The sequence below is a fragment of the Saccharothrix sp. NBAS 001 genome, assembly GCF_056640475.1.
Map to the genome: position 1 here is coordinate 4,679,726 of NZ_CM153251.1, position 23,827 is coordinate 4,703,552.

Annotated in this window: 20 protein-coding genes; 12 read left to right on the forward strand and 8 right to left on the reverse strand. The window is 72.4% G+C overall.

Annotation, left to right across the window (positions count from 1 at the left end; all coding sequences use genetic code 11):
* Window position 1: 1 nt before the first annotated feature.
* Window positions 2-247, reverse strand: a complete 246-nt coding sequence (locus AC0HI0_RS19050; protein WP_480933710.1) for a DUF2630 family protein — start codon at window positions 245-247, stop codon at window positions 2-4.
* Between the two features lie 225 nt (window positions 248-472).
* Between AC0HI0_RS19050 and AC0HI0_RS19055 the strand changes: the two genes are divergently transcribed.
* From AC0HI0_RS19055 to AC0HI0_RS19080, 6 genes are all read left to right on the forward strand, one after another.
* The gene (locus AC0HI0_RS19055) at window positions 473-889 is read left to right on the forward strand and encodes a YbaB/EbfC family nucleoid-associated protein (protein ID WP_480933711.1); all 417 of its coding nucleotides are present in this window, start codon (window positions 473-475) and stop codon (window positions 887-889) included.
* Window positions 890-897: 8 nt separating this feature from the next.
* Window positions 898-1,251, forward strand: coding sequence for a type VII secretion target (locus AC0HI0_RS19060; protein WP_480933712.1), 354 nt, complete (start codon window positions 898-900; stop codon window positions 1,249-1,251).
* The gene (locus tag AC0HI0_RS19065) at window positions 1,252-2,055 is read left to right on the forward strand and encodes a hypothetical protein (RefSeq protein ID WP_480933713.1); all 804 of its coding nucleotides are present in this window, start codon (window positions 1,252-1,254) and stop codon (window positions 2,053-2,055) included.
* Window positions 2,056-2,157: 102 nt separating this feature from the next.
* Window positions 2,158-3,468 carry an McrB family protein gene (locus tag AC0HI0_RS19070; protein ID WP_480933714.1) on the forward strand — a complete coding sequence of 437 codons (1,311 nt, stop codon included), beginning with the start codon at window positions 2,158-2,160 and terminating at the stop codon, window positions 3,466-3,468.
* Window positions 3,465-4,628 carry an McrC family protein gene (locus AC0HI0_RS19075; protein WP_480933715.1) on the forward strand — a complete coding sequence of 388 codons (1,164 nt, stop codon included), beginning with the start codon at window positions 3,465-3,467 and terminating at the stop codon, window positions 4,626-4,628. The genes AC0HI0_RS19070 and AC0HI0_RS19075 overlap by 4 nt, the downstream gene beginning before the upstream one ends.
* A gap of 72 nt (window positions 4,629-4,700) precedes the next feature.
* On the forward strand, window positions 4,701-5,234 hold the full coding sequence (locus AC0HI0_RS19080; protein ID WP_480933716.1) for a hypothetical protein: 534 nt from the start codon (window positions 4,701-4,703) through the stop codon (window positions 5,232-5,234).
* A 603-nt stretch (window positions 5,235-5,837) separates the two neighbouring features.
* Here the strand turns inward: AC0HI0_RS19080 and AC0HI0_RS19085 are convergent.
* A complete protein-coding gene (locus tag AC0HI0_RS19085) occupies window positions 5,838-6,365 on the reverse strand; it encodes a hypothetical protein (RefSeq protein ID WP_480933717.1) in 528 nt (175 codons plus the stop codon).
* An 824-nt stretch (window positions 6,366-7,189) separates the two neighbouring features.
* Between AC0HI0_RS19085 and AC0HI0_RS19090 the strand changes: the two genes are divergently transcribed.
* Together AC0HI0_RS19090 and rfbB are read left to right on the forward strand one after the other, a co-directional pair.
* A complete protein-coding gene (locus AC0HI0_RS19090; RefSeq protein WP_480933718.1) occupies window positions 7,190-7,837 on the forward strand; it encodes a YqeB family protein in 648 nt (215 codons plus the stop codon).
* Window positions 7,838-7,940: 103 nt separating this feature from the next.
* The gene (rfbB, locus tag AC0HI0_RS19095; protein ID WP_480933719.1) at window positions 7,941-8,948 is read left to right on the forward strand and encodes a dTDP-glucose 4,6-dehydratase; all 1,008 of its coding nucleotides are present in this window, start codon (window positions 7,941-7,943) and stop codon (window positions 8,946-8,948) included.
* A 236-nt stretch (window positions 8,949-9,184) separates the two neighbouring features.
* Here the strand turns inward: rfbB and dnaE are convergent, their stop codons facing one another.
* The 3 genes from dnaE to AC0HI0_RS19110 form a co-directional block, all read right to left on the reverse strand.
* Window positions 9,185-12,673 carry a DNA polymerase III subunit alpha gene (gene dnaE, locus AC0HI0_RS19100; RefSeq protein WP_480934336.1) on the reverse strand — a complete coding sequence of 1,163 codons (3,489 nt, stop codon included), beginning with the start codon at window positions 12,671-12,673 and terminating at the stop codon, window positions 9,185-9,187.
* Window positions 12,674-12,856: 183 nt separating this feature from the next.
* Window positions 12,857-14,767, reverse strand: coding sequence for an MFS transporter (locus tag AC0HI0_RS19105; protein ID WP_480933720.1), 1,911 nt, complete (start codon window positions 14,765-14,767; stop codon window positions 12,857-12,859).
* Between the two features lie 70 nt (window positions 14,768-14,837).
* Window positions 14,838-15,212 (reverse strand): SPW repeat domain-containing protein, encoded by a 375-nt coding sequence (locus AC0HI0_RS19110; RefSeq protein WP_480933721.1) that lies wholly within the window; start codon window positions 15,210-15,212, stop codon window positions 14,838-14,840.
* Between the two features lie 760 nt (window positions 15,213-15,972).
* Between AC0HI0_RS19110 and AC0HI0_RS19115 the strand changes: the two genes are divergently transcribed.
* The 3 genes from AC0HI0_RS19115 to AC0HI0_RS19125 all read left to right on the forward strand — a co-directional run bounded on the left by AC0HI0_RS19115 (window position 15,973) and on the right by AC0HI0_RS19125 (window position 19,460).
* A complete protein-coding gene (locus AC0HI0_RS19115; protein WP_480933722.1) occupies window positions 15,973-17,256 on the forward strand; it encodes a hypothetical protein in 1,284 nt (427 codons plus the stop codon).
* An 86-nt stretch (window positions 17,257-17,342) separates the two neighbouring features.
* Window positions 17,343-18,659, forward strand: a complete 1,317-nt coding sequence (locus AC0HI0_RS19120; RefSeq protein WP_480934337.1) for a M20/M25/M40 family metallo-hydrolase — start codon at window positions 17,343-17,345, stop codon at window positions 18,657-18,659.
* Between the two features lie 120 nt (window positions 18,660-18,779).
* On the forward strand, window positions 18,780-19,460 hold the full coding sequence (locus AC0HI0_RS19125; protein ID WP_480933723.1) for a GH25 family lysozyme: 681 nt from the start codon (window positions 18,780-18,782) through the stop codon (window positions 19,458-19,460).
* Here the strand turns inward: AC0HI0_RS19125 and AC0HI0_RS19130 are convergent.
* On the reverse strand, window positions 19,408-20,940 hold the full coding sequence (locus AC0HI0_RS19130; protein ID WP_480933724.1) for an MFS transporter: 1,533 nt from the start codon (window positions 20,938-20,940) through the stop codon (window positions 19,408-19,410). The two genes, AC0HI0_RS19125 and AC0HI0_RS19130, sit on opposite strands and share 53 nt — an antisense overlap.
* 88 nt (window positions 20,941-21,028) lie before the next feature.
* Between AC0HI0_RS19130 and AC0HI0_RS19135 the strand changes: the two genes are divergently transcribed.
* Window positions 21,029-21,685 carry a TetR/AcrR family transcriptional regulator gene (locus tag AC0HI0_RS19135; RefSeq protein ID WP_480933725.1) on the forward strand — a complete coding sequence of 219 codons (657 nt, stop codon included), beginning with the start codon at window positions 21,029-21,031 and terminating at the stop codon, window positions 21,683-21,685.
* Between the two features lie 52 nt (window positions 21,686-21,737).
* Here AC0HI0_RS19135 and AC0HI0_RS19140 read toward each other — a convergent pair whose 3' ends face one another.
* Window positions 21,738-22,400 carry a response regulator gene (locus AC0HI0_RS19140; protein WP_480933726.1) on the reverse strand — a complete coding sequence of 221 codons (663 nt, stop codon included), beginning with the start codon at window positions 22,398-22,400 and terminating at the stop codon, window positions 21,738-21,740.
* Window positions 22,397-23,683 carry a sensor histidine kinase gene (locus tag AC0HI0_RS19145; RefSeq protein ID WP_480933727.1) on the reverse strand — a complete coding sequence of 429 codons (1,287 nt, stop codon included), beginning with the start codon at window positions 23,681-23,683 and terminating at the stop codon, window positions 22,397-22,399. Before AC0HI0_RS19145 ends, AC0HI0_RS19140 begins: the two co-directional genes overlap by 4 nt.
* Window positions 23,684-23,827: the final 144 nt, after the last annotated feature.

The following is a 23,827-nucleotide window of genomic DNA, read 5'->3' on the forward strand; positions in this document are numbered from 1 at the left end:
GCTACTGGCGGTAGCCCTCGACCTCAAGGGACGGGCGGACCTGCGCGGTGTCCGGGTCCTGGCCGGCGGACTGGCGCGCGCGGCGTTGGCGCAGCAGGTCCCAGCACTGGTCGAGGGTGACTTCGAGCTGGTGCAGCCGGGCCTGCTCGTCCTGCGGGGCCAGCTCGCCCGAGGCCACCCGTTGGCGCAGTTCGTGCTCCTCGGCCACCAGGCCGCTGATCCGCTTGTGGATCTCCGAGTCGGTCATGCGACCGAGCCTAGGACGGTGGTGGTGGGCGTGCCATCCGGTCGGGGGTGGGGCTTGGTCGCGCGCCGGGTGGGCGATCGGCGGCAGACGTTCCGGCCTCGACTGGGACCGTGAGCGCATTGTCACCGAAATCGGCGTTGGTGAACACATAACGTGACTTTCGCTGTTAAGGTCGCGCATGTGACCGATCCGGAGCGGCCCGTTCTGCCTACCGACCTGCACCGAATGGCCGATGACCTGCAACGCCGGGCCGACCGGTTCGGCGAACTCCAGGCCCGGCTGGAGCGCACGGCCGCCACGGCGTCCTCCCCCGACGACGCCGTGCGGCTGACCGTGGACGCCAACGGCGTGCCCACGTCGTTCCGGTTCTCCGAGCGGTTCCGGGAGCTGGACGTCCACGCCATGGCCGACCTGGTGCAGGCCACCCTGCGGCAGGCCCACGTGCGGCTGCGCGATCAGGTCACCGCGCTGACCGCGCAGACCGTGGGCGAGGACCCGGCGGCGTCCGAGTTCCTGGCGTCCTATCGCTCCCGCTTCCCCGATCCGCCCGCCGGCGCGGGCCCGGCCGTGGACGTCCTGCGCTTCGACCCCGAGGACGAGGAGCCGCGCGGCGACGACTTCGGCGGCTCGGTCTACCGGTAGGGGGGTCGATGGCCGACTTCACGGTCGTCCCGGAGCAGGTGCGGGACCAGTCCGACATCGTGCGGGACATCGCCGCGGGCACCGCCGTGGCCGCCGACGCGGCCGGGCACGTCGCGGCGCTGGACGACGCGTACGGCTGGATCTGCCGGGCGATGGGTCTGGCCGGGATGCTGCGCGGTCCGCAGGACCACGTCGCGCGCCGCACGTCCGAGGTGGTGGCGGCGTTGGTCGACCAGGCCGACCGGCTGGCCGCCACCGCCGAGACGTACCGGCGGGCCGAGGACACGACGGTCGGGACGTTGCGCAGGCTCCTGGAGATGGTGGAACGGGCCGGTCGCGTGCCGAGGGTCGGGGGTCGGTAGATGACTCTGGTCGGTGGGGGGATTGAGAGCGACAACGAAGTTCGCGCGCCGGGCGGCGACACCGCGTCGGAGTGCGGCACCGAGGACGCCGGCCGGTTCTCGGACGGCGAGGGCTTCGACGGGCTCTGCGGCAGCGCCGTCATCGACTCGATCCGGCAGGTGTGCGAGCAGATCGACGGTGGCGGCTGGGCGTCGGCGGTGGTGGGTGCGGGTGGCCCGGCGGTCGGCGGCGGCGTGGGGTTCGACCCGGTCGGGTTCGTGGCGGGCGGGTTGGCCGGTTGGATGCTGGAACACGTCGGACCGCTGCGCCTGGTCCTGCACCAGTTGACCGGTAGGCCGGAGGTGGTGGAGAGCTGTGCGACGACGTGGCGCGACATCTCGTCCCGGCTGGCGGAGAGGGCCGCCGACCAGGTCGACGTGATCACGCGGGGAGCGCCGGACTGGACCGGGCAGGCCGCTGGGGCGTATCGCGTGGCGGCGGCGCGGACCGCGTTGCGGACGGTCGGAGCGTCGCTCGACGCACGGGCTCTGGCGTCGGCGTCGGGCAAGATGGCGGTTGTGGTCGACACCGTGCGGGGCGGTGTCCGTGACATCCTGGCCGACCTGGTCGGAACGCTCCTGTCGTGCGTCGCCGAGGCGGCGACGGTCGGTGGCGCGCCGGATGCCGCACGGCGTGCGTTGCGGGCCATCGCGGAGTCCATGATCAAAGCCGAACACCTGCTGCTGAAGCTGGAGACGGTGATCGCCGAACTCGGCGCGATCCTGGCCGACCTCGGCCAACTCCACTCGGCACTGGACCGCTGACCAGCGCAGATCCCGCCGATCCGGTCGTGCCGGGACCGCGGAGGGGCAGGGCTCCCGGCCCCCTGCGGTAACTCGGTTGCACCGTTGCACGACGATCAGGTCATGCACGCAAAGGACGACACGGGCTCGCCACTCAACGCCGAGTTCGAGATCGAGCCGGACGGTGACCTGCTCGCGCTCGTGATGAGGAGCGCGGGCGGCAAAGCGACCGGGTCCCCGGACCCGCGCAACCACCAGTACAACCGCGCGCTGGAACTGCTGCTCAGCCGCCTCCGCGACCGCGGTGCCGTCGTGGTCGGCGGGGTCGTGGACTCGGCCCGCGTCCGGCACCTGCCCGAGGCGGAACGCACGATCCTGGACGCTCCGGTCGCTTTGGCGGACATCGCCGACATCGAGCAGTTCCGCAAGCAGCTGGGGCGGGCCCAGGGCCGGATCGGCCAGTCCGCGGACGGCAACGCCACCAAGCAGATCCGGCTCCGGCTCCGGGTGCCCGGCTACCGCCCGGCCGACGCGTCGCGACTCGCCCAGGACCTGGCGCAGCCCGTGCACCTGCCCCCGGGCCCCGTCGAGCTGCCCCCGGCGAACGAGGAGCTGGCCGGCAGACTGCACTTCAACCTGCCGTGGCTCCAGAAGGTCGTCACGCTGTTGCAGGACCGCAAGCAGGTCGTGCTCTACGGGCCGCCCGGCACCGGCAAGACCCACCTGGCGCGGGAGCTGGCCGGGCACATCACCCACCCCGGCGCGATCCGCCTGGTGCAGTTCCACCCGTCGTACGCCTACGAAGACTTCTTCGAGGGCTTCCGACCGCGGGCCAACGGGACCACCGCGTCCTTCGAACTCGTGCCCGGCCCGTTGCGCCGGCTGGCCGCCGACGCCGAGGACGACCCCGGACGCCCGTACGTCCTGATCATCGACGAGATCAACCGGGCGAACCTGCCCAAGGTGTTCGGCGAGCTGTACTTCCTGCTGGAGTACCGCAACGAGGCGATCGACCTCCAGTACTCGCCCGGCGAACGGTTCAGGTTGCCCGCCAACGTCTTCGTCATCGGCACGATGAACACCGCCGACCGCTCGATCGCGCTGGTGGACGCGGCGATGCGCCGCCGGTTCGCCTTCTTCGAACTCCACCCGGACCAGGCCCCGGTCAAGGACCTGCTGGCGCGGTGGGCCGCGGCTCACGGCAAGAACGACGGGCGTGCCGAGCTGCTGGCCAAGCTCAACGACGCGATCGGCACCGACCACGAGTTCAAGATCGGCCCGTCGTACCTGATGAAGCCCGATGCGGACCACGGTCTAGACCTCGTGTGGGAGCACTCGATCCTGCCGCTGCTGGAGGAGCACTACTACGAGCGCATGTCCCGTCAACGGGTGCACGACACCTTCGGCCTCGACGCGATCCGCAACCGCCCGTGATATCCCTCAAGGAGAACGACCGCACCGGGAAGACCACCCCGCTCACCCCGCTCCAGGAGGCGTTCCTGCGGGAGTGCGGCCTGGTCGACGTCCGGTCGAACGGCACGGACTTCACGCTCGTGCCCAAAGCCAAGCAGGTCGGTGCCGTGCACGCCTACGGGCTGGACGTCGTGGTGACGCCCAAGGTCAGCATCCCGCGCCTGTTGTTCATGCTCGGCTACGCGCGCAACCCCGGCTTCCGGCAGGAGAACGTCGAGGGCCTCGAAGCCGACGGGCTGTGGGCGATCGTGGCGGAGACGTTGTGCCGCAACACCGAGCGCGCGTTGGCGCGGGGTGTGCTCAGCGGCTACGCCACGGCGCACGCGACGAGCACGGTGATCCGCGGACGGGTTCGGGTCGGCGACCAGGTGAGCCGACGTCCCGGGCTCATGATGCCGACGGAGATCGCGCACGACGAGTTCACCGTGGACGTTCCCGAGAACCGCCTGCTGCGGGCCGCGGTGAGCCGGATGCTCTCGGTTCCGGGCGTCGACGACGGGGTCCAGACCCGCCTGCGCCACCTGCTCAACCGGTTGACCGGTGTGTCGCCCCTGCCGAACGGCGCTCCCCTGCCGCGGTGGCGTCCGCACCGGCTCAACACCTCCTACCAGCCGGCGCTGCGGATCGCGGACCTCGTGCTCCGGACGCTCTCGTTCGAGGTCGGGAGGGACGGCCTGTCGATCGCCTCCTTCGTGGTCAACATGGAGATCGTGTTCGAGGACTTCGTGACCACCGCGCTGACCGAGGCGTGGAGTTCCGACCCCGGCCAGACCGAACGCCAGTTCCCGGCCAAGCTCGACGCCGGCGGCGCAGTCTCGATGAAGGTCGACGTGGTGCACGTGGTGGACGACGCGCCCCGGTTCGTCGTGGACGCGAAGTACAAGCTGGAGGGCCGGTCCGGCGGCTACCCGAATTCCGACTTCTACCAGGTGCTCGCCTACTGCACCGCGTTGAAGGTCGATCGCGCCTGGCTGGTCTACGCGGGTGACGACGCCGTCGACGCACCCCACCAGGTGCTCAACTCGCCGGTCACGATCACGACGTGCGCGCTGGACCTGAGCGTGCCGCCGGAGGACCTGATCGGGCAGCTCGAACGGCTGGCGCGGTCCGCCTGGACCTGACGCGGGCGGGCCACGGCCCGCACACCGAAAACCGCTGTCCCGGGCGACGAGCGTCGAGGCAGGATCCCGATCGTGAGCTACACCTTGGAATGGGACGAGCTTCCGGAGCCCGCCGCCGCCGCGCGGGCTCGCCACGAGGAGTGCTTCCACGAACTCTGCCCGCACACGCCTTCGTGCTATCCGGCCTACGCCACCCTCGCCGAGCCCTTCCGGGTCTACTTCAACAGCGCGGGAATGGGCGTGTGCCGGGAGAACATGCGCCGGGTCGGCATGATCTTCCACGCCGAGCACCGGGCCTTCCCCCCGTGGCCCTTCGCCGACGACGAGGACTGGGAGACGGCCGAGCCGTCCCGGCGGGAGGCGTACCGCGTCGCCGAGCGCGCCGCGGCGGCGCAGGCCGTCCCGGGCATGGTCGGGATTCCCGATTTCAAGCTGATGTCCAACGGGCCGTGGGTCGTCACCGCCCGGGAAGTCCGCCAGGCGCTGGAACTCCACGACGCCGCGCCCGAGGCCGTGCGCGGGGAGTTGGCCGCCGACGAGGTCTGGCGGCTGTGGCTCGACTGGTTGCGGGAGACGGTCGAGCGGGGCGGGTTCAGGGTGGACTGACCGCCGGGCCGACGGGGTGGGGTGTGGGGGTCTGCGGGTGGTAGGGCCTGCCTCACCTCGGCTCGGTCGTGTGCGGGATCGTCCGGGAGCGCGTGCGTTCCTAGGTTGGTGTCATGAGCAACCGGGTGGATGTGGATCAGGTTCGGGGTTTCGGTGCTGTGATCCCTCTGCTGCTGTGGTCGGTGTTGGGGATCAGTGGTGCGGTCAACGCGCTCGCGCCCTTGGTGGGCGTCGGGTACACGGCTCGGATCGTGGCCGGTGGGGTCACGGGGTCGTGCCTGCTCCTGCTGATTGTCCACATGCGACTCACGGCTCCGGGTGCGGCTCTGGCGGATCAACCAGCGAAGGAAGTTGTCCATGCGACTCAGGATTCTCGGCGGGTGCGTCGCCGCAGTGGTCGGCACTCTGTTGATCAAGCTCACGCGGCGGGGGTTGCGCAGGCGGGATGCGCGTCGGACGGGTGGCCCGGTGCCGCTGCACAGCGTGGCGTGACGCCGGCGGCCTTCGGCGCCGCGGGCTTCGCGCGGAGCCGATGACGGAGAGCAGCCGACGTGGGCGGGCGCGTGCCATCCCCTGCACGGTGGCACGCGCCCGCTGGTCGGGTCAGCTCGGCACGTTCGCGCCGACGCCCTCGTAGGTGTAGCCGTAGTCGGTGATCGCGGAGATGACCTCGCTCCAGCTGGTGGTGTGGAAGTGCTCACCGCTCGAATTGCTGCGCAAGCGGTGGAACGGGACGCCCTGGCCGGAGTTGGCCGGGTAGACGTAGGCCCCGATGCCCTCGTAGAGGTAGCCGTAGTCGGTGATCGCCGAGAGCACCTCGGTCCAACTCGTGGTGTGGAAGTGGTCACCGCTCGTCCGGTGCCGCAACCGGTAGAACGGGACCGTGCCGGACTCCTGGGTGGCGAACACGTTCGTGCTCGAACCCTCGTAACGGTAGTCGTAGGTCGTGATCGCCGAGATCACCTCGTCCCAACTCGTGGTGTGGAAGTGGTCTCCGTTGGAATTGCTCACCAATCTGTGGAACGGCGTGGCGGCCAGTGCCACCACCGTCCCGCCCTGCGTGGCGCGCGCGTCCTGGCCGGTGGCGTGGGCCGGCGCGGCCACCCCGACGACTCCGAGGACTGCGGCCACCGCGAGTGCGGCGACGATTCGGCCGGACGCCGCACGCAGATGAATTCGACTCACTTCACGCTCCCCAGGTGAAAGTGGACCCTGACTCGGACCAGCGTTCCCGACCCGGTCGAAACGGGCAATCGACCGGCCGGCCGCAGCTCACCGAAATCGGGTGGACCCTGATCGGCGGGGGTCGTTGCGGCAGTCGGCCGCGCGTTTCCCGGTGATTAACCGGCAACGTTGCCGGTTAATCACCGGGATTCGGCCGTTCAGCAGTGCCGCGGAAAAATACTGCGCCATTCAAATCCACGTGCGCCGGCCGTTCGCCGCAGACCGCCCCGCCGAGCGGAGCCGGCCGGCCGCGCGGACCGCCGATGAACGGAGACCGGCACGCACGGCCGACCACCGTCCACTGTGGATCGGCCGGTGCGCGACGACGGGCCGCGCGGCCGAAGGCAGGACCTGCGGTGAACCGGTCGCCGCCTCGGGGTGCGTGCGCACGGCCGAACGGACATCGGCGACAGCGGACCGGGACCCGACGAGCGACAACGCCGGCGTCGTCGTGGGGCGTTCGGCGACGGCGGCCCGCATGGCGCGGACACGTGGAGCCGCCGGGCGCGATCGCCGGACCGGCACCGAGGTGCTCGGGCGCGGCGTCGGCCGAGCCCGACGTGACGGCCGGCGGGCGGGGTGTTCGTGCAGTGCAACGGGATCCGGCACCCGTGGGCGTCCGACCGGGGACCAATTCGATACACTCCAGGGGGAATTGTCGAATCGGACGTTCGAGGGGTATTGAGCACGTGAATCGACCGAGTGGTGTCACCGTCGTCGATCCTCCGTGGTTGAGCGCGTTCATGTGGTTCGGATTCCCGGTCATCGGCGCGGCCGCTGGCTATTTGGTGAAGCTGCTGGCCGGCTGGCTGCTGACGCTGCCCTGGGTGCCGTTCCAGGGGCCGCTGAAACTGGTCGACTCCATTCCCGAGCCGTGGCGGACGGTCGGCGCGATCGCGGTCGGGGTGATCGGCGGGCTGGTGATCGCGGTGCTGGGCAAGCACGACAGCCTGGCGGTGTCGGTGGACCCGCAGGAAATCGTGTTCACGCGAGGCGGCGAGTCCACCGCGATCCCCGGCGACCAAGTCGATTCGGCGTTCCTGGACGGCAAGCAGATCGTCGTGCTCGGCCACCGCCGGGAGGAACTGGCGCGGGAGTCGTCGGACCTGCGGCCGGTCGAGGTCACGGCGGCGTTCCGGGGGCAGGGGTACCGCTGGCTGGACGCCGACCCGCACAGCGCGGACTACCGCCGGTGGGTGCCGGAGACGCCGGGGCTGCCGACCGGGGCCAACGCGCTGTTCAAGGCGCGGGAACTGGCGTTGCGCGGCAAGGAGAAGTCCGCCGACGACGCGCGCGAGCTGCGGGGCGAACTCGCGCGCCTGGGCGTGGTCGTGCGGGACGACAAGAACCGGCAGTACTGGCGGCTGGCCGACCGGTGAGCCCGCAGGTCCGGGGGTGCGGGCGGGTGCGCGACCGGTTCCGGGGCGGGTGACCGGGTTTACCGGGCCTGTCCCGTCCCGGATTCCGCACTAATCTGGGGATATGACCTCATTACTCGTCACCGGTGCCGCCGGTTTCATCGGTTCGCACTTCGTCCGCTATTGGACGGCCGCCCACCCCGACGACACCGTGGTGGCGCTGGACGCGCTGACCTACGCGGGCGTGCCGGCCAACCTCGACCCGGTCCGCGACCGGATCACCTTCGTGGAAGGCGATATCGGGGACACCGCGCTGGTCACCGGGTTGCTCGGCGCGCACGACGTCGAGGTGGTCGTCAACTTCGCCGCCGAATCGCACAACAGCCTCGCGGTGCTCGACCCGACCCGGTTCTTCCGCACCAACGTGCTGGGCACGCAGGCGCTGCTGGAGGCCGCCCGGCAGGTCGGGATCGGGCGGTTCCACCACGTGTCGACCTGCGAGGTGTACGGGGACCTGGCGTTGGACGCCGAGGAGGCGTTCACCGAGACCAGCCCGTACCGGCCGCGCACGCCCTACAACGCCAGCAAGGCCGGCGGCGACCACGCGGTGCGCGCGTACCACGAGACGTTCGACCTGCCGGTCACCATCACCAACTGCGCCAACAACTACGGCTCGCACCAGTTCCCGGAGAAGGTGCTGCCGCTGTTCGTGACCCGCGCGCTGGACGGGGCGCAACTGCCGGTCTACCGGTCGAAGGACAACCGCCGGGAGTGGGTGCACGCGGTCGACCACTGCCGGGCCATCGACGTGGTGCTGGAGCGCGGGCGGGTCGGCGAGACCTACCACGTCGGCACGGGCGACGAGGCGAGCGTGGAGCAGCTCGCGGACCTGGTGCTGGACGAGCTGGGCAAGGGCCCGGAGCTGAAGACGACCGTCGCCGACCGGCCCGGCCACGACCGGCGCTACCTGCTGGACTCCGCGAAGATCCGGGAGGAGCTGGGGTGGGCGCCGACCATCCCGTTCGAGGAGGGCGTCCGCGACACGATCCGCTGGTACGCCGACAACCGCGCGTGGTGGGAGCCGCTGCGCGACCGCAGCCCGGTGACCGAGGGCGGTTGGGCCCGGTCCTGACGCGCGCGGCCGGGCGGGCGGCCGCCCCGCCCGGCCGGCACGGCGCACGCGGCGGCATCGGCGCTCCGGCGGTCGCGCCGGGGCCGCACCCCGGCGCGGGAGCCGATCGAGGTGGATCTGGTCGACCCGACTACCGCCCGCCGCAGTACCGGGTGCGACGGGACCCGTTGCCGTAAAGGAGAAATGGCAGCCTACGGCGTTCCCGTTGGTAGTTCATCATCCACAATGGACACCGGTCACGCCTCGACCACCCGCACGCCGCGCAGCCACTTCAGCTCACCCAGCAGCGCCGAGCCGACGGTGACCGGGTAGTCGTCCACGGCGAGCGTCGTGCGCCGCATCCCGTGGCACAGCACGATCCGCACCGGGGACGTGCCGCGATGCGCCTGCAACACCGCCCGCAGCTCCACGACCACCTCCCGGTCGACCTGGGCCGCGGTCAGCTCCAGCACCAGCGGCGGGTCGTCCGCCACGGCGGCGCTCACGTCCAGCACGGCGAGGTCGGAGCCGAACACCGACATCTTGTCCTCACGCCAGTTCACCCTCCCCCGCACCAACACCGTCGCGTCCTCGACCAGGTCGACGGCCAGTTCGCGGTAGCTCTTGGCGAAGAACAGCACCTCCACGGACGCGTCGAGGTCCTCGACCGCGGCGATCGCCCAGGGCTCGCCCTTCTTGTCCACCCGGCGTTCCAGCGCCGCCACCATACCGGCGATGACGATCTCGCCCTCGCGCGGCGGGTTGGCCAGCAGCGCGCCGATCGACTTCGGGGCGTGCGCCCGCAGGACGCGGTCCGCGCCGTCCAGCGGGTGCGCCGAGACGTAGAGGCCGAGCATCTCCCGTTCCCGCGCCAGCAACTGCTTGCGGGGCCACTCCTCGGTGCCCGGCCGGAGGTGGGCCAGCGGGGAGGCGTCGGCCGGGACGTCGGCCCCGTCGCCGAACAGGTCGAACTGGCCCGCCGCCCGCCGCCGCTTGAGCCCGACCACGGCGTCCACCGCCTCCTCGTGGACCTCGGCCAGCGCCCGCCGGGGGTGGCCGAACGAGTCGAACGCGCCCGCCTTGACCAGCGACTCGACCGTGCGCTTGTTGCAGCACACCAGCTCCGACTTCTCCAGGAAGTCGGCGAAGGAGGCGTACTCCCCCTTCTCCGCGCGGGTCCGGATGACCGATTCCACCACGTTGGCCCCGACGTTGCGCACCGCGCCCAGGCCGAAGCGGATGTCGTCGCCCACCGCGGCGAAGTGCAGCGAGGACTCGTTGACGTCCGGCGGCAGCACCCTGATGCCCAGCCGGCGGCACTCGGACAGGTAGACCGCCGACTTGTCCTTGTTGTCCGACACCGAGGTGAGCAGCGCGGCCATGTACTCGGCCGGGTGGTTCGCCTTCAGGTAGGCGGTCCAGTAGCCGACCAGGGCGTAGCCGGCCGCGTGGGACTTGTTGAACGCGTACCCCGCGAAGGGCAGGACGGTGTCCCACAGCGCCCGCACCGCCGCGTCGGAGAAGCCGTTGGCGCGCATCCCGGCGTGGAAGCCCTCGAACTCCTCCTCCAGCACCTCTTTCTTCTTCTTGCCCATGGCGCGCCGCAGCACGTCCGCGCGGCCCATGGAGAAGCCCGCGACCCGTTGGGCGATCTGCATGATCTGCTCCTGGTAGACCACCAGGCCGTGGGTCTCGGCGAGGATGTCGCGCAGCGGCTCGGCCAGCTCCGGGTGGATCGGTTCGACCCGCTGACGGCCGTTCTTGCGGTCGGCGTAGTTGTTGTGGGTGTTCATCGCCATCGGACCGGGCCGGCACAGGGCGTTGACCGCCACGATGTCCCCGAACCCGGTGGGGCGCATCCGGCGCAGCAGGTCGCGCATCGCGCCGCCGTCGAGCTGGAACACGCCCAGGCTGTCGCCCCGGGCCAGCAGGTCGTAGGTCGCGGGGTCGTCGGTGCCCAGCGAGTCCAGGTCCACGGTCCGGCCCCGGTTGGCCTCGACGTTGTCGATGGCGTCGCCGATCACGGTCAGGTTGCGCAGCCCCAGGAAGTCCATCTTGAGCAGGCCGACCGCCTCGCACGACGGGTAGTCCCAGCCGGTGATCACCGCCCCGTCGTCCCTGCGCCACAACGGGATCACGTCGGCCAGGGGTTCCGACGACATGATCACCGCGCACGCGTGCACGCCCGCGTTGCGGATCAGCCCCTCCAGGCCGCGCGCGGTCTCGAACAGGGTGGCGACGTCGCGGTCGGCCGCCAGCAGGGCGCGGACCTCGGCCGCCTCCGGGTAGCGCTCGTGGGCCGGGTCCACGATGCCGGACAGCGGGATGTCCTTGGCCGCCACCGGCGGCGGCAGCGCCTTGGAGATCCGGTGCGCGAGCGCGTAGCCCGACTGTCCGAAGTGGACTCGCGCGGCGTCCTTGATCGCGGCCTTGGTCTTGATCCGGCCGAACGTGATCACCTGCGCCACCCGGTCCGCGCCGTACTTGTCGGTGGCGTAGCGGACCATCTCGCCGCGCCGCCGGTCGTCGAAGTCCATGTCGATGTCGGGCATGGACACGCGCTCCGGGTTGAGGAAGCGCTCGAACAGCAGGCCGTGGTGGATGGGGTCGAGGTTGGTGATGCCCATCGCGTAGGCGACCAGCGAGCCGGCCGCCGAGCCCCGGCCGGGGCCGACCCGGATGCCGACCGCGCGGGCGTGGTCCATCAGGTCGGCGGTGATCAGGAAGTACGCCGGGAAACCCTTGCGCACGATGACGTCGATCTCGTACTCGGCGCGGCGGAGGTACTCGTCGGGGACGCCGTCCGGCAACCGCCGCGCCAGGCCGCGCACGACCTGCTCGCGGAACCACGAGTTCACGTCGTGGCCTTCCGGGGCCGGGTGGACCGGCATCCGGTCGCGGTGCTCCCACACCTCGTCGTAGGGCTGCACGCGGTCGGCGACGAGCAGCGTGTTGTCCGCCGCGCCGGGCACCTGCGCGTCCCAGTACGCGCGCATCTCGTCGGCGGGTTTGAGGTAGTAGCCGTCGCCGTCGAACTTGAACCTGTCGGGGTCGCTCAAGGTCTTGCCCGCCTGCACGCACAGCAGCGCCGCGTGCGCTTCCGCCTCGTCCTTGCGCACGTAGTGGGAATCGTTGGTGGCCAACGGGGGCAGGCCGAGCTTGGCCCCGATCTCCAGCAGCCCGTCGCGGACCACCTGCTCGATCACCAGGCCGTGGTCCATCAGCTCCAGGAAGAAGTTGCCCGCGCCGAAGATGTCGCGGTAGTCGGCGGCGGCGCGCAGGGCCTCCTCGGGCTGCCCCAGGCGCAGCCGCGTCTGCACCTCGCCGGACGGGCAGCCGGTGGTGGCGATGACGCCCCGGGCGTGCGCGGCGAGCAGTTCGCGGTCCATGCGCGGCTTGCGGTAGTAGCCCTCGATGCTGGCCAGCGACGACAGCGTGAACAGGTTGCGCAGGCCGGTCGCGTCGGCGGCGAGCATGGTCAGGTGGGTGTACGCGCCGCCGCCCGCGACGTCGTCGCCGCGCGCCCGGCCGGAACGGCCCCAGAACACCGGCTTCTTGTGGAACCTGCTGCCCGGCGCGAGGTACGCCTCGATGCCGATCACCGGTTTGACCCCGGCCTGCCGCGCGGACCGGTAGAACTCGTCCGCGCCGTACATGTTCCCGTGGTCGGTCATGCCCACGGCGGTCATCCCGAGGCGCTGCGCCTCGGCGAACAGCGGGCCCACCTTGGCCGCGCCGTCGAGCATCGAGTATTCCGTGTGCACGTGCAAATGGACGAACGAGGACAACCGTCGACTCCCCGGAGCGGAATTGTGTCGCGACTATTCGACCGACATTTCCGGGGCACCGTCAAACAACTGCGCGGCGACCATTCACAACGGCCGGTTGTCCGGCCCGGGAGAAGGCCGTGCAAAAGACTGGAAAGCGGTTCAGCGGGACGGCAGGTCGAGGTCGACGGTCCGGCGCTGCGGGGTGATCACCACGTCGGTGGCGTGCGCGGTGTCCGCGCCCGGCGGCAGGACGGTCAGGATGTAGGCCCCCAGGGGCGGCAGCGCGAGCGCGTAGTGGCCGTCGCGGTCGGTGCGGGTGTGCTCGGAGGTCTCCCCCGCCGGGCTGGTGAGCGTGACCAGGGCGTGCGCCACCGGGTCACCGGTCCGGGTGACGACGCCGGCCAGCTCGCGGCGGTCGCACAGCACGATCCGCTGCGGCTCGTCCGGGGTCAGCGGCAGCACCTGCGAGCGCGGCGACCAGCCGTCCGCCGAGCAGACCACCAGGTAGCGGTCCGGGCCGGGCAGCACCGCCGACCACGCGCCCGCGCCGTCCGCCCGGGTCCAGTCCGCCTGCTCGCCGTCCAGGTTCAGCACCGTCAGCACGGCCAGCCGCACCGGGTGGCCCTCCGGCGTGACCACCTCGCCGCGCACCACGACCTCGTCGGACCGGTCACGGGCCGGCGCGTGGACGGTCGTGACACCCCGCCCCGGCAACAGGGTCGCCAGGGCCGCCGCCAGCACGGCCGCGCCCGCCGCCAGCCACGAGACGCGGGCGAACGCGGACTCCGTGGGCACGACGGCACCGGCGAACGTGACCGTGCCCGCGGTGAGCACGGCCGCGACCACGGCGCTGGAGGTGGACGTGCCGATCGAGCGGACCAGGGTGTTCAGGCCGTTCGCGGAGGCGGTCTCGGTGATCGGGACGAACCGCATCACCAGGATCGGCATCGCCGCGAACGCGATCGCGGTACCGGTGGAGATCACCGTCGTCCCGGCGACCACGTGCCACAGCTCGCCGGTCAGCAGCGCCCGCGCGGCGTACCCGCAGGCCATCACCAGGCAGCCGGCCAGCAGCGTGACCCGCGCGCCGAACCGGCGGGTGATCGCCGCCGACACCGGGGCCAGCAACACCATCACCAGCCCGCCCGGCAGCATCGCCACGCCCGCCGCCGTCGGCGACAGCCCGAACCCGACCCCGGTGGCCACCGGCAGTTGGAGCTCCTGCGTGCCGACCAGCAGGTTCGCGTACATCGCGAACCCGGCGAGCAGCGACGCGACGTTGGTCAGCAGCACCGGCCGCCGGGCCGACGTGCGCAGGTCCACCAGCGGGTTGCCCACCCGCAGCTCCCACGGCGCGGCGGCGGCGAACCCCACCGCCGAGACCGCGAGGCACACCAGCGTGGCCCGACTCGTCCAGCCCCACGCGCCGCCCTTGGAGATGGCCAGCAGCAACGTCGCCAGCGCGACCGACAGCAGCACCGCGCCGACCAGGTCGAACCGGCCGGGGCTGCGCACCGACGACTCCGGCACCACCAGCAGGACCAGCACCAGCATCGCCGCGCCCATCCCGGCGGAGACCCAGAACAGCGCGTGCCAGTCCCACGTGGTGGCGATGGTGCCGCCCAGCGGCAACCCGACCGCCGCGCCGATGCCGAGCGTGGCGCTCATCAACGCGACCGCCGACCCGACCCGCTCCTTGGGCAGCTCGTCGCGCATGATGCTGATGCCGACCGGGATCAGCGCGGGCGCGAAGCCCTGGAGCGCGCGTCCGGCCATCACGCCCGGCAGGGACGTGGTCAGCGCGCAGACCACCGAGCCCACCACCAGCACGGCCAGCGCGATCACCATGACCAGCCGCTTGCCCACCATGTCGGCGAGCTTGGACAGGATCGGCGTGGCCACCGCGCTGGTCAGCAGCGTGATCGTGACCAGCCAGGAGGCGTTGTCGGCCGTGGTGCCCAGCAACGCCGGCAGTTCGGGCAGCAGCGGGACCACCAGCGTCTGCATCAGCGACACGACGGTCCCGCACAGGCTGAGGACGGCGATCACAAGCCCCACCGGACGGGTCACGCCCAAAACCTTAGCGTGGCGAAGTGATTCGCCGGCGATGGTTTCCCGGGGTCGGTTCGGGGTCTCGCGGCTACGTCACGCGCAACGTCCCCGGCCTGCTCAACGTCGACAGGGCGAGGCCGAGCAGGATCGCCGCGCCGCCCACCGCCAGGTCGTTGACCAGCGATGTCGGGTTCGGGCGGGAGGTCAGCCAGGGGCCGGCGACGATCCACCAGCCGGCGGCGGTGAGCGCCGGGGCCGTCCAGCGGGCCTGCGACGGGGTCATCGCCGGTATCAGCGAGACGACCACCAGGACCGTGCCGCCGGTGAACGCCGCGGGCAGGGTGCGGACGCCGGTGAAGTCGTGGCCCAGCGCGATCGGGGTGGCGATCTCCCACAGACCGAGCGTCAGGGTGGTCGTGCCCAGCCACGAGATCAGCCGCGTGGGTGGGGTGGTCGGGGTCATGGGGTGGTCCTGGGGGGTAGGGGGCCTGGGGCAGGGTGCCTTCCACGGGACTACGTACGGCGGCATCCGGTGGTTCAGACCTGTTCGCCGCACCGTGGTCGCGGGTTCACCGAACGTCGCCGAGGGCACCACCCGGCCGTTCCCACGACCCGCCCCGAACAGCGGTGTCGGGGCGCGCTCGGAACGCCCCAACCTGGAGTTGTGCACTCCCGCGAGCACAGCCAGGTCCCCCGGAGCACCACGCGCGGCGCGGCGGGCCGCAGCGGCCCGCCGCCGCCCGCGCTGCTCAGGCTGCAGCGCACGGTCGGCAACCGGGCGGTCGCCGCCGCGGTGCAGCGGACCCGCCTGGACGTGGCCGGCCGCCCCGTGCCCGGCACCGAGGCCGAGGACACCGCAGCGCTGCGCGCGCACCTGGCGACCGCGCCGTGGATGGACGTGGCCGAGGTGCTGGTCCGCGGGCTGCCGGGCCAGACCGGGTCGAGCCCGTGGGACCGGGTGACCGCTGTCGACGAGGCGCGCATCGTCGCGCACCGGCGCATCATGCAGTTGTACGCGCAGCACAAGAACCGGGCCGCGATCACCGCCCGCCTCGCCCCTCTCGAACGCGCGGGCTTCCACCGCACCGAGTGGGCGTTGGACCGGCTGACGCCGTCGGCCTCAGGCCCCGGCCCGGGTGCCGGCTCGGACGGGGGCGTCAAGCGCAAGGCCGCCGAGCGGGAAGCCCCCGGGACTGCCGAAGAAGGCACGCACCGGGGCCCGGTTGGGGGTGTCGGTCAGCCTGGTGGACCCGAACACCACCCTGGCCCTGAGCCCGAAGGAGGCGCACCGCGCCGAGCGGGAGGCCAGGGCGAGGATGACCGTGGAGCAGGTGCTCGCCGAGCAGGTGCCCTACTCCGGCCTGGCACAGCTCATGCAGGTGTCGAAGCCGATGTGGCGCGCGGTGGCCGAGCAGGTGCGGGACTTCCTGGACACCAAGCGGGAGTTCGAACCCCGTCAGCTCGGGATCATCCGGTGCGTGGCGCGGTTCTCGCCGGACCGCGCGTTCAGGGACGAAGAGGGCACGCCGGTACCGCAGGACGTCGCGCAGCACCTGCTGACCGACATGGTGGAAGCCGTCGGGTGGCGCAACTACACCTCCGGCCTGCACCCCGTCCGGACCGCCGGCGAGGTCACCGTCCGGGGGTTCGCGCAGGAGGTGCTGGGGCACGCACGACAGACCGACGTGCTGCGCCGCAACGCCACCTACCCGGCGAAGCCGGGCTACGACAAGGCGCCGAGCCTCGACCCGGCGTTCGCGGACGCGGTCAAGGCGTTGGCCCGGCACTGGCTCGCCGGGGTGACCGCCGTGCCGGGGCGGGGGCCGGACCGCACGCCCGCACTCCGGCAGCCCGCCGACCTGGTGTCCGACCACGTGGCCTCCGTCGCCGAGGAACGGGGGCAAGGGGGCAACATCTCCGTCGTGGGCGGGGCCCACCCCCTCGTCTACTCCAACCGCGTCCTGGACGCGGGCAAGCAGAAGAAACTGCTCGACCAGGGCTACGAGGTGTCGCCGTCCAGCACGGCCGCCGGACGCGCCGGCTGGGGACTCGACCGGGGCGTTGGCCGGGCCAAGCACCCGCTGCCCTACCACAGCGAGATGCACCGGACGGAAACCGAACCGCCGTGGAAGCTGACCTACGCGGGCAACATCTACCACGCCTGCGTGCAATGCCTGGCCGCGTACCGCGCGCTCGGCGTCCGGCACGGCCCGTCCGGCGGCTTCCTCGGGTCGCACGGCGCGAAGGTCCCGTCGATCATCCCGCCCGCCGTCCGCACCAACAGCGTCTACCTGGAGCACTACCTCGGGGTCGAGGTGTGGGCGGCGGTCCGGCGCGCGGTCGAGGCGTTCCTGGCGGCGTCGGACCCGGCGGCCCTGGACCTCGCGGGGTTGACCGAGGCCCGGAAGCTGGTGGACGGGGTGTTCGCCATGCTGGACAACGTGGAGCGGATGAACACCGGCTTCTACCGACAACTCGGCATCACGGGACCCACCGGCACGTACTGACGCGAGGATCACCGGACGCCTTCCCACCACGTGACCCGCCGCAGGTCGTGAGGCCGCCTCAGTGGTAGGAAGGCGGGGTGAGCAACGTGGAAGAGGGCCTGCGGGTGGCCCAGGACGAGGTCATCGCCCTCGCCAGTGAGCTGATCCGGATCGACACGACCAACACCGGGGACCCCGAGACGCTGGTCGGCGAACGCGCGGCGGCCGAGTGGGTGGCCGAGAAGCTGTCCGAGGTCGGCTACGAGACGACCTACGTCGAGTCCGGCGCGAAGGGCCGGGGCAACGTCGTCGCCCGGCTGGCCGGCGCGGACCCGTCACGTGGCGCGTTGCTGGTGCACGGGCACTTGGACGTCGTCCCCGCGGACGCTTCGGAGTGGCAGGTGCACCCGTTCTCCGGCGCGGTGCAGGACGGCTACGTGTGGGGGCGCGGGGCCGTCGACATGAAGGACATGGTCGCGATGACGCTGGCCGTCGCGCGCCACTTCAAGCGCGCCGGCGTCGTGCCGCCCCGCGACATCGTGTTCGCGTTCCTGGCCGACGAGGAGGCCGGCGGCGTGTTCGGGGCCAAGTGGCTCGTGGACAACCGGCCGGAGCTGTTCGAGGGCGTCACCGAGGCGATCAGCGAGGTCGGCGGCTTCTCGATCACGCTCAAGGACGACGTGCGCGCGTACCTGGTGGAGACCGCCGAGAAGGGCATCCGCTGGCTCAAGCTCCGGGTCCGGGGCACCGCCGGGCACGGCTCGATGATCCACCACGACAACGCCGTGGCGAAGCTCGCGGCGGCGGTGACCAAGCTGGGGCAGCACCGCTTCCCGGTCGTGCTGACGCCGTCGGTGAAGGAGTTCCTGGCGGGCGTCTCGGAGATCACCGGCCTCGACTTCCCCGAGGACGACCTCGACGGCTCGATCGGCAAGCTCGGCGCGCTGTCCCGGATGATCGGCGCGACCATCCGCGACACCGCCAACCCGACCATGCTGTCGGCCGGCTACAAGGCGAACGTCATCCCGTCGACCGCCGAGGCCACTGTGGACTGCCGCATCCTGCCCGGCCGCGAGGAGGCGTTCGACCGCGAGCTGGCCGAGCTGCTGGGCCCCGACGTGGAACGCGAGTGGCTGGGCCTGCCCCCGGTGGAGACCACGTTCGACGGCGCGCTGGTGGACGCGATGACCGCGTCGATCACCGCCGAGGACCCGGGCGCGAAGGTCCTGCCGTACATGCTGTCGGGCGGCACGGACGCGAAGTCGTTCCAGCAGCTGGGCATCCGCAACTTCGGCTTCGCGCCGCTGAAGCTCCCGGCGGACCTCGACTTCTCCGGTTTGTTCCACGGCGTGGACGAACGCGTCCCCGTCGACGCGCTCCAGTTCGGCGTCCGCGTCCTGGACCGCTTCCTGCGCAACTCGTGACGGCCGGGTGGGGCACCTCCGGGGGTGCCCCACCCGATCGGACGTGGTCGAACGACCGACGCCGGTGCGCGACCGGCCGGTTACCGTGCGGGTGGGAACCTCGCACCGGGAGCCACTCCGATGACCGACCACGAGCACGGACCCCTGCGCACCCGCTCCCCCGCCGGCCTGCTGGCCGGGGTCGACGTGGGCACCTGGCAGGCGGGCATCGACTTCGCCCGCGCGCGGGCCGCCGGGTACGGCTTCGCCGTGGTCCGCGCGGGCGGCTCGCACCTGGCCGACCGGCCGTACCCGGGCCCGCACTACCGCGTGCAGGTCAGCGGCGCGCGAACGGCCGGCCTGCGGGTCGGCCACTGCTGGCTGGTGGGCGACTACCAGTCCCCCACGCAGGCGGCGGACCGTTTCGTGGACCGCCTGCACGACTACCGTCGCGGTGACGTGGTCGCACTGCACAACGCGGTCTTCCACGGCTCGGCGGAGCTGTGGGACGACGTGGACGTGGCCGCGTTCTTCGGCCGGGTGCGCGGCCGGGTCGGTGCCCACGTGCCGTGGCTGCACCTGGACGTGGCCGACCTGAGGGCGGGTTCCTGGCACCGCACCGTCACCGCCGGCACGAAGCTGTGGGTGGCGTCGCGGGGCGCGGACGACGGCCGCAGTGCCGCGCCGGACCTGGACGGGGCGTGCCCGGAGTGGAGCGTGCACCAGTACACGCCCGTGGGCACGGTGGGCGGCATGCACCCGGTGGCGCTCAACGCGGCCCGACCGGATGCGTTCGAGGTTGTCGACGGCGCAGCCAGGTGAGGGCCGCCACCGCACCGAGCAGGGCGGCCGCGGCGCAGAGCCGCGTCCCGACGTTCATCGCGCCGGTGAACGCCTCGTCCGCCGCGGCGACCAGCGCGGCGGCCGGGCCGGGGAGCAGCTCGGCGGCGAGCAGGTGCGCGGAGGTCAGGTCGTCGGTGGCCGGGGAGGGCACGCCGGGCAGCGCGGTGGCCAGTCGCGAGCCGTAGGAGGCGGAGACGACGGTGCCGACCACGGCGATGCCCAGCGCCCCGCCCAGTTCCCGGACCACGCTGTTCACCGAGCTTGCCATCGGCGACTTCGCGCGGGGCACGGCGGCCACGGTCACCGTGGCGGCCGGTGCCATGACCAGCCCCATCCCCGCGCCCACCACGCCCATGACCAGGGCGAGCACCGGGAACGGGGTGCCGACCGCGACCAGGGACAGGCCGCCCAGCCCGGCGGCCATGACGGCGAGCCCGGCGGCGATGGTGCAGCGGGGGCCGAACCGGGTGGTGCCCCGGTCGCTGACGGCGGCGGTGCCCGCCATCGCCAGCGCGAACGGCAGGGCGCCGAGCCCGGCTTCGAGCGGGCTGAAACCGTGGACGAGTTGCAGGTACTGGGTGTAGCCGAACAGCACGCCGAACAAGGCGAAGAACGTGATCCCGAGGATCGCGCCGGCGACGCTGAACGCGCGATCGGCGAACAGCCGCACGTCGATCATCGGGTGGGCGGTGCGCAGCTCCCAGCGGACGAACGCCACGAGCAGCACGACCGCCGCGCCCGCCTCGACGGCGGTGGCGGTGCTCGCCCAGCCGCGTTCGGGGCCTTGCACGACCACGTCGACCAGCGCGGCCAGGCCGGTCGCCGACAGCAGCAGGCCGGCGACGTCGAGGCGTCCGGCGCGGTGGCCCGGCAGGGCGGGCACCAGCGACCCGACGGCGGCCAGCGCGACGGCGACCAGCGGCACGTTGATCCAGAAGACGCTGCCCCAGGCGAAGTGGTCGAGCAGCAGCCCGCCGGTGACCGGGCCGGCCACGATGCCGATGCCGGCGGTCGCGGACCAGGTGGCGATCGCCCGGCCGCGTTCCCGGGGGCCGAACAGCGCCACGATGATCGACAGGGTGGCCGGCATGACGAACGCCGCGCCCAGCCCCATCACCGCGCGGAACGCGACGAGCTGCCCGACCGAGTCGGACGACGCGGCCGAGGCCGAGGCGACGGCCAGCAGTACCAGGCCGCCGACCAGCGCGCGGCGGTGCCCGAACCGCGCGCCGAGGCTGCCCGCGGTGATCAGCGCGGCGGCGAACACCAGCGTGTAGGCGTTGTTGATCCACTGGAGGTCGGCGGTGGACGCGGAGAGCGCCTCGGCGAGCGCGGGCAGGGCCGTGTTGAGCACGGTGTTGTCGACGGTGGTGACGACCAGCGCCAGGCAGAGCGCCGCCAAGGCGGGCCGGCGACGCGGGTGGCCTGACTCCGAACCGGGTGTGTCCTCGATGCCCATGACGTCCTTACAGCCATAAACTTACAAGTGTTAGCTCCGGACGGCCGGGACCCTACAGCGATCGGCTAACACCTGTAAAGTTCCGGCCATGACGAAGGCCCCCGCCGGTCCCGGGCCCGCCGACCAGGCCGGAAGCACCCCACCCCGGCCGCGCAACCGGCGCGGGCAGGGCCCGCTGCTGCGCGAGGAGATCATCCGGGCGGCGACCGCCCTCATCGTGCGCACCGGCTCCGACCAGGCGGTCACCCTGCGCTCCGTGGCCCGCGAGGTCGGCATCGCCGCCCCCTCGATCTACGCCCACTTCCCCGACCGCGACGCCATCGTCGACACGGTCGTCGTCGAGGCGATCACCCAGCTCCACCAGGCGGTCGCGGACGCCGTCACGGCGCACGACGACCCCGTCGAGTCACTGCTCGCCGGCTGCGCGGCCTACGTCGACTTCGGCGTCCGCGAACCGGCCCGCTACCGCGTCCTGTTCGGCTGGGCCCGCCCCAAGCCCGAGGCCCCCGCCGCCGACGCCTCCGGCGACCGGGGTCTGGCCGCCTTCCAGTTGCTCGTGGACAACCTCGACGCCTGCGTCCGCGCCGGCCGTTCCACCAGCACCGACACCTACACCGACGCGGTCACCCTCTGGACGGCCCTGCACGGCCAGGTCACCCTGCGCGCGGACCTCCCCGACTTCGGCTGGCCCCCCACCGACACCGTCGGGCAGATGACCCGCCTCCTGGGCCGCATCACCCCGTGACCACCCGCTTCGGGATCGACCGCCGGCGCGCGCGGGGCACCGGCGGGCGGCGTCATGCCGGGTGCACCAGGCGGCTCTCGTAGGCGAAGATCACGGCCTGCACCCGGTCGCGGAGTTCGAGCTTGTGCAGGATCCGCCCCAGGTGGGACTTCACGGTCGCCTCCGCGAGGTACAGGGTCGCCGCGATCTCGGTGTTGGACAGGCCGCAGCCCACCTGGACGAGCACCTCGCGCTCCCGGGCGCTGAGCCGGCCCAGCCGCCGGTCGCGCTCGGCGCCCCGGCCGTCGGGGATGTGCGGGCGGAAGCTCTCCAGCAGCCGGCGGGTGATCCTCGGCGAGACCACCGCGTCGCCCGCCGCCACGTTGCGGATCGCGCTGAGCAGCTCCTCGGGCCTGGTGTTCTTCAGCAGGAAGCCCGAGGCCCCGGCGTTGAGCCCGGCGAAGGCGTACTCGTCGAGGTCGAAGGTGGTGAGGATGAGCACCCTGGTCTGCGGGGAGACCCGGATGACCTCCCGGGTCGCCTCGATCCCGTCGGTGCCGGGCATCCGGACGTCCATCAGGACGACGTCGGGGCGCAGCTCCCGGGCGAGGCGCACGGCCTGGCCGCCGTCCGCGGCCTCCCCGACCGGTGTCATGTCCGGCTGGGCCTCCAACACCGTGCCGAAGGCCATGCGCAGCAGCGCTTCGTCGTCGGCGATCAGGATGCGGATCGTCATGCGGACACCGCTCCGCTGCTGCCGAGGACCAGTCGCGTGTGGACTCCCCAGCCGCCGTCGGCGAGCGGTCCGGCGCGCAACGTCCCACCGTAGGCGGCGGCGCGCTCGCGCATGCCGGTGATGCCGTGGCCGGACGACGCGGCGGCGGGGAGCGGCGGGCGGGGGCCGCTGTCGGTGACGTCCACCGCGACGGTCCCGGTCGAGCACTCGATCCGGACCTTCGCCGGCGTGCCGGGCGGTGTGTGCTTGAGGGTGTTGGTCAAGGCTTCCTGCACCAGGCGGTAGACGGTCAGTTGCGCGGTGGCGGGGATGTGGGCGTAGCCGCCGTGGACGTCGAGGTGGGTCGGCAGCCCGGCGGCGCACATCTGGTCCACGAGGCTCTCCAGTTGCGCGATGCCGGGCAGCGGGTGGCGCTCCGCGTCCGGTTCGTCGGTCCGCAGGACGCCCAGCGAACGCCGCATGTCGGTCAGGGCCTGCCGGCCCGTCTCGGAGATCTGGAGCATCGCGGTGGTGGCCTTGTCGGGCGCCCGGTGCTGCGCGTAGACGGCGGCGTCGGTGAGCGCGACCATGACGGACAGGTTGTGGGTGACGATGTCGTGCATCTCGCGGGTGATGCGCGTCCGCTCCTCGGCGACGGCCACCCGCGCCTGCTGCTCCTGTTCCCGCTCCAGGCGCGCGGCCCGGTCCTCCAGGGCCGCGAGGTAGGCGCGGGTGGTCCGCACGTTCACCCCGAGGACGGCGGCGGCGACGGTCATCGCGGTGACCGCGACGAAAAGGGTCGAGGACGCGCCTTCCGCCGTCCAGCGCAGGCAGGCGAGCAGGACCCCGGCCTCCACCACGGCACCCGCGATCAGCGCGCCGCGCCGGCCCGAGTTCGCGGCCACCGTGTAGAGCGCCACCAGCAACGCGATGTCCGCCGGCAACTGGACGTCCAACAGCCACTGCACGACGGCCACGGCCACCACGACACCGAACACCGTGAACGGTGCCCTGCGCCGCCACACCAGGGGCAGTGCGAGGGCTGCGGTGAGGACCACGGCCACCGGCAACTCGTCGGGCGCGTACGTGGTCACGACGTTGAGCAGGAGGAGCGCCGGCAACAACAGGTCCCACAGGACGGCCGGCAGCCGCGAGCCCCAGCGCCCGGCCACCGCCACCAGCCGCCCGACTCGCGCGGAAGCCGCGTCCGCGCAGCCCGTCAGCCGGCCCGCCGCACGCGTCCGCACCTGGTCCCGGTAGCGCACCCGGTGGGCGTTGCCGGGTTCCACCGCCACCTCGGTCATCGCACGTCCCCGTCGATCCGGCGTCGGAGGGCCCCGGCCGGGGCCGCCCCCGCGTACCGCCGGAGCCGAGGCGAGTACGGCAACGTACGCCTCGCACCACCCGGGCAGGTACCACGGCCCTGTCACGGTAGGCCGCGGGCGCGC

Bases quoted from the DNA above. Each gene is read 5' to 3' on its own strand.
- rfbB (WP_480933719.1), top strand. From the start codon at position 7,941: ATGACCTCATTACTCGTCACCGGTGCCGCCGGTTTCATCGGTTCGCAC.
- AC0HI0_RS19140 (WP_480933726.1), bottom strand. From the start codon at position 22,400: ATGACGATCCGCATCCTGATCGCCGACGACGAAGCGCTGCTGCGCATG.
- AC0HI0_RS19055 (WP_480933711.1), top strand. From the start codon at position 473: ATGGCCGATGACCTGCAACGCCGGGCCGACCGGTTCGGCGAACTCCAG.
- AC0HI0_RS19050 (WP_480933710.1), bottom strand. From the start codon at position 247: ATGACCGACTCGGAGATCCACAAGCGGATCAGCGGCCTGGTGGCCGAG.
- AC0HI0_RS19065 (WP_480933713.1), top strand. From the start codon at position 1,252: ATGACTCTGGTCGGTGGGGGGATTGAGAGCGACAACGAAGTTCGCGCG.
- AC0HI0_RS19110 (WP_480933721.1), bottom strand. From the start codon at position 15,212: ATGACCCCGACCACCCCACCCACGCGGCTGATCTCGTGGCTGGGCACG.
- AC0HI0_RS19135 (WP_480933725.1), top strand. From the start codon at position 21,029: ATGACGAAGGCCCCCGCCGGTCCCGGGCCCGCCGACCAGGCCGGAAGC.
- AC0HI0_RS19130 (WP_480933724.1), bottom strand. From the start codon at position 20,940: ATGGGCATCGAGGACACACCCGGTTCGGAGTCAGGCCACCCGCGTCGC.
- AC0HI0_RS19145 (WP_480933727.1), bottom strand. From the start codon at position 23,683: ATGACCGAGGTGGCGGTGGAACCCGGCAACGCCCACCGGGTGCGCTAC.
- AC0HI0_RS19125 (WP_480933723.1), top strand. From the start codon at position 18,780: ATGACCGACCACGAGCACGGACCCCTGCGCACCCGCTCCCCCGCCGGC.
- dnaE (WP_480934336.1), bottom strand. From the start codon at position 12,673: ATGCTCGACGGCGCGGCCAAGGTGGGCCCGCTGTTCGCCGAGGCGCAG.
- AC0HI0_RS19070 (WP_480933714.1), top strand. From the start codon at position 2,158: ATGCACGCAAAGGACGACACGGGCTCGCCACTCAACGCCGAGTTCGAG.
- AC0HI0_RS19060 (WP_480933712.1), top strand. From the start codon at position 898: ATGGCCGACTTCACGGTCGTCCCGGAGCAGGTGCGGGACCAGTCCGAC.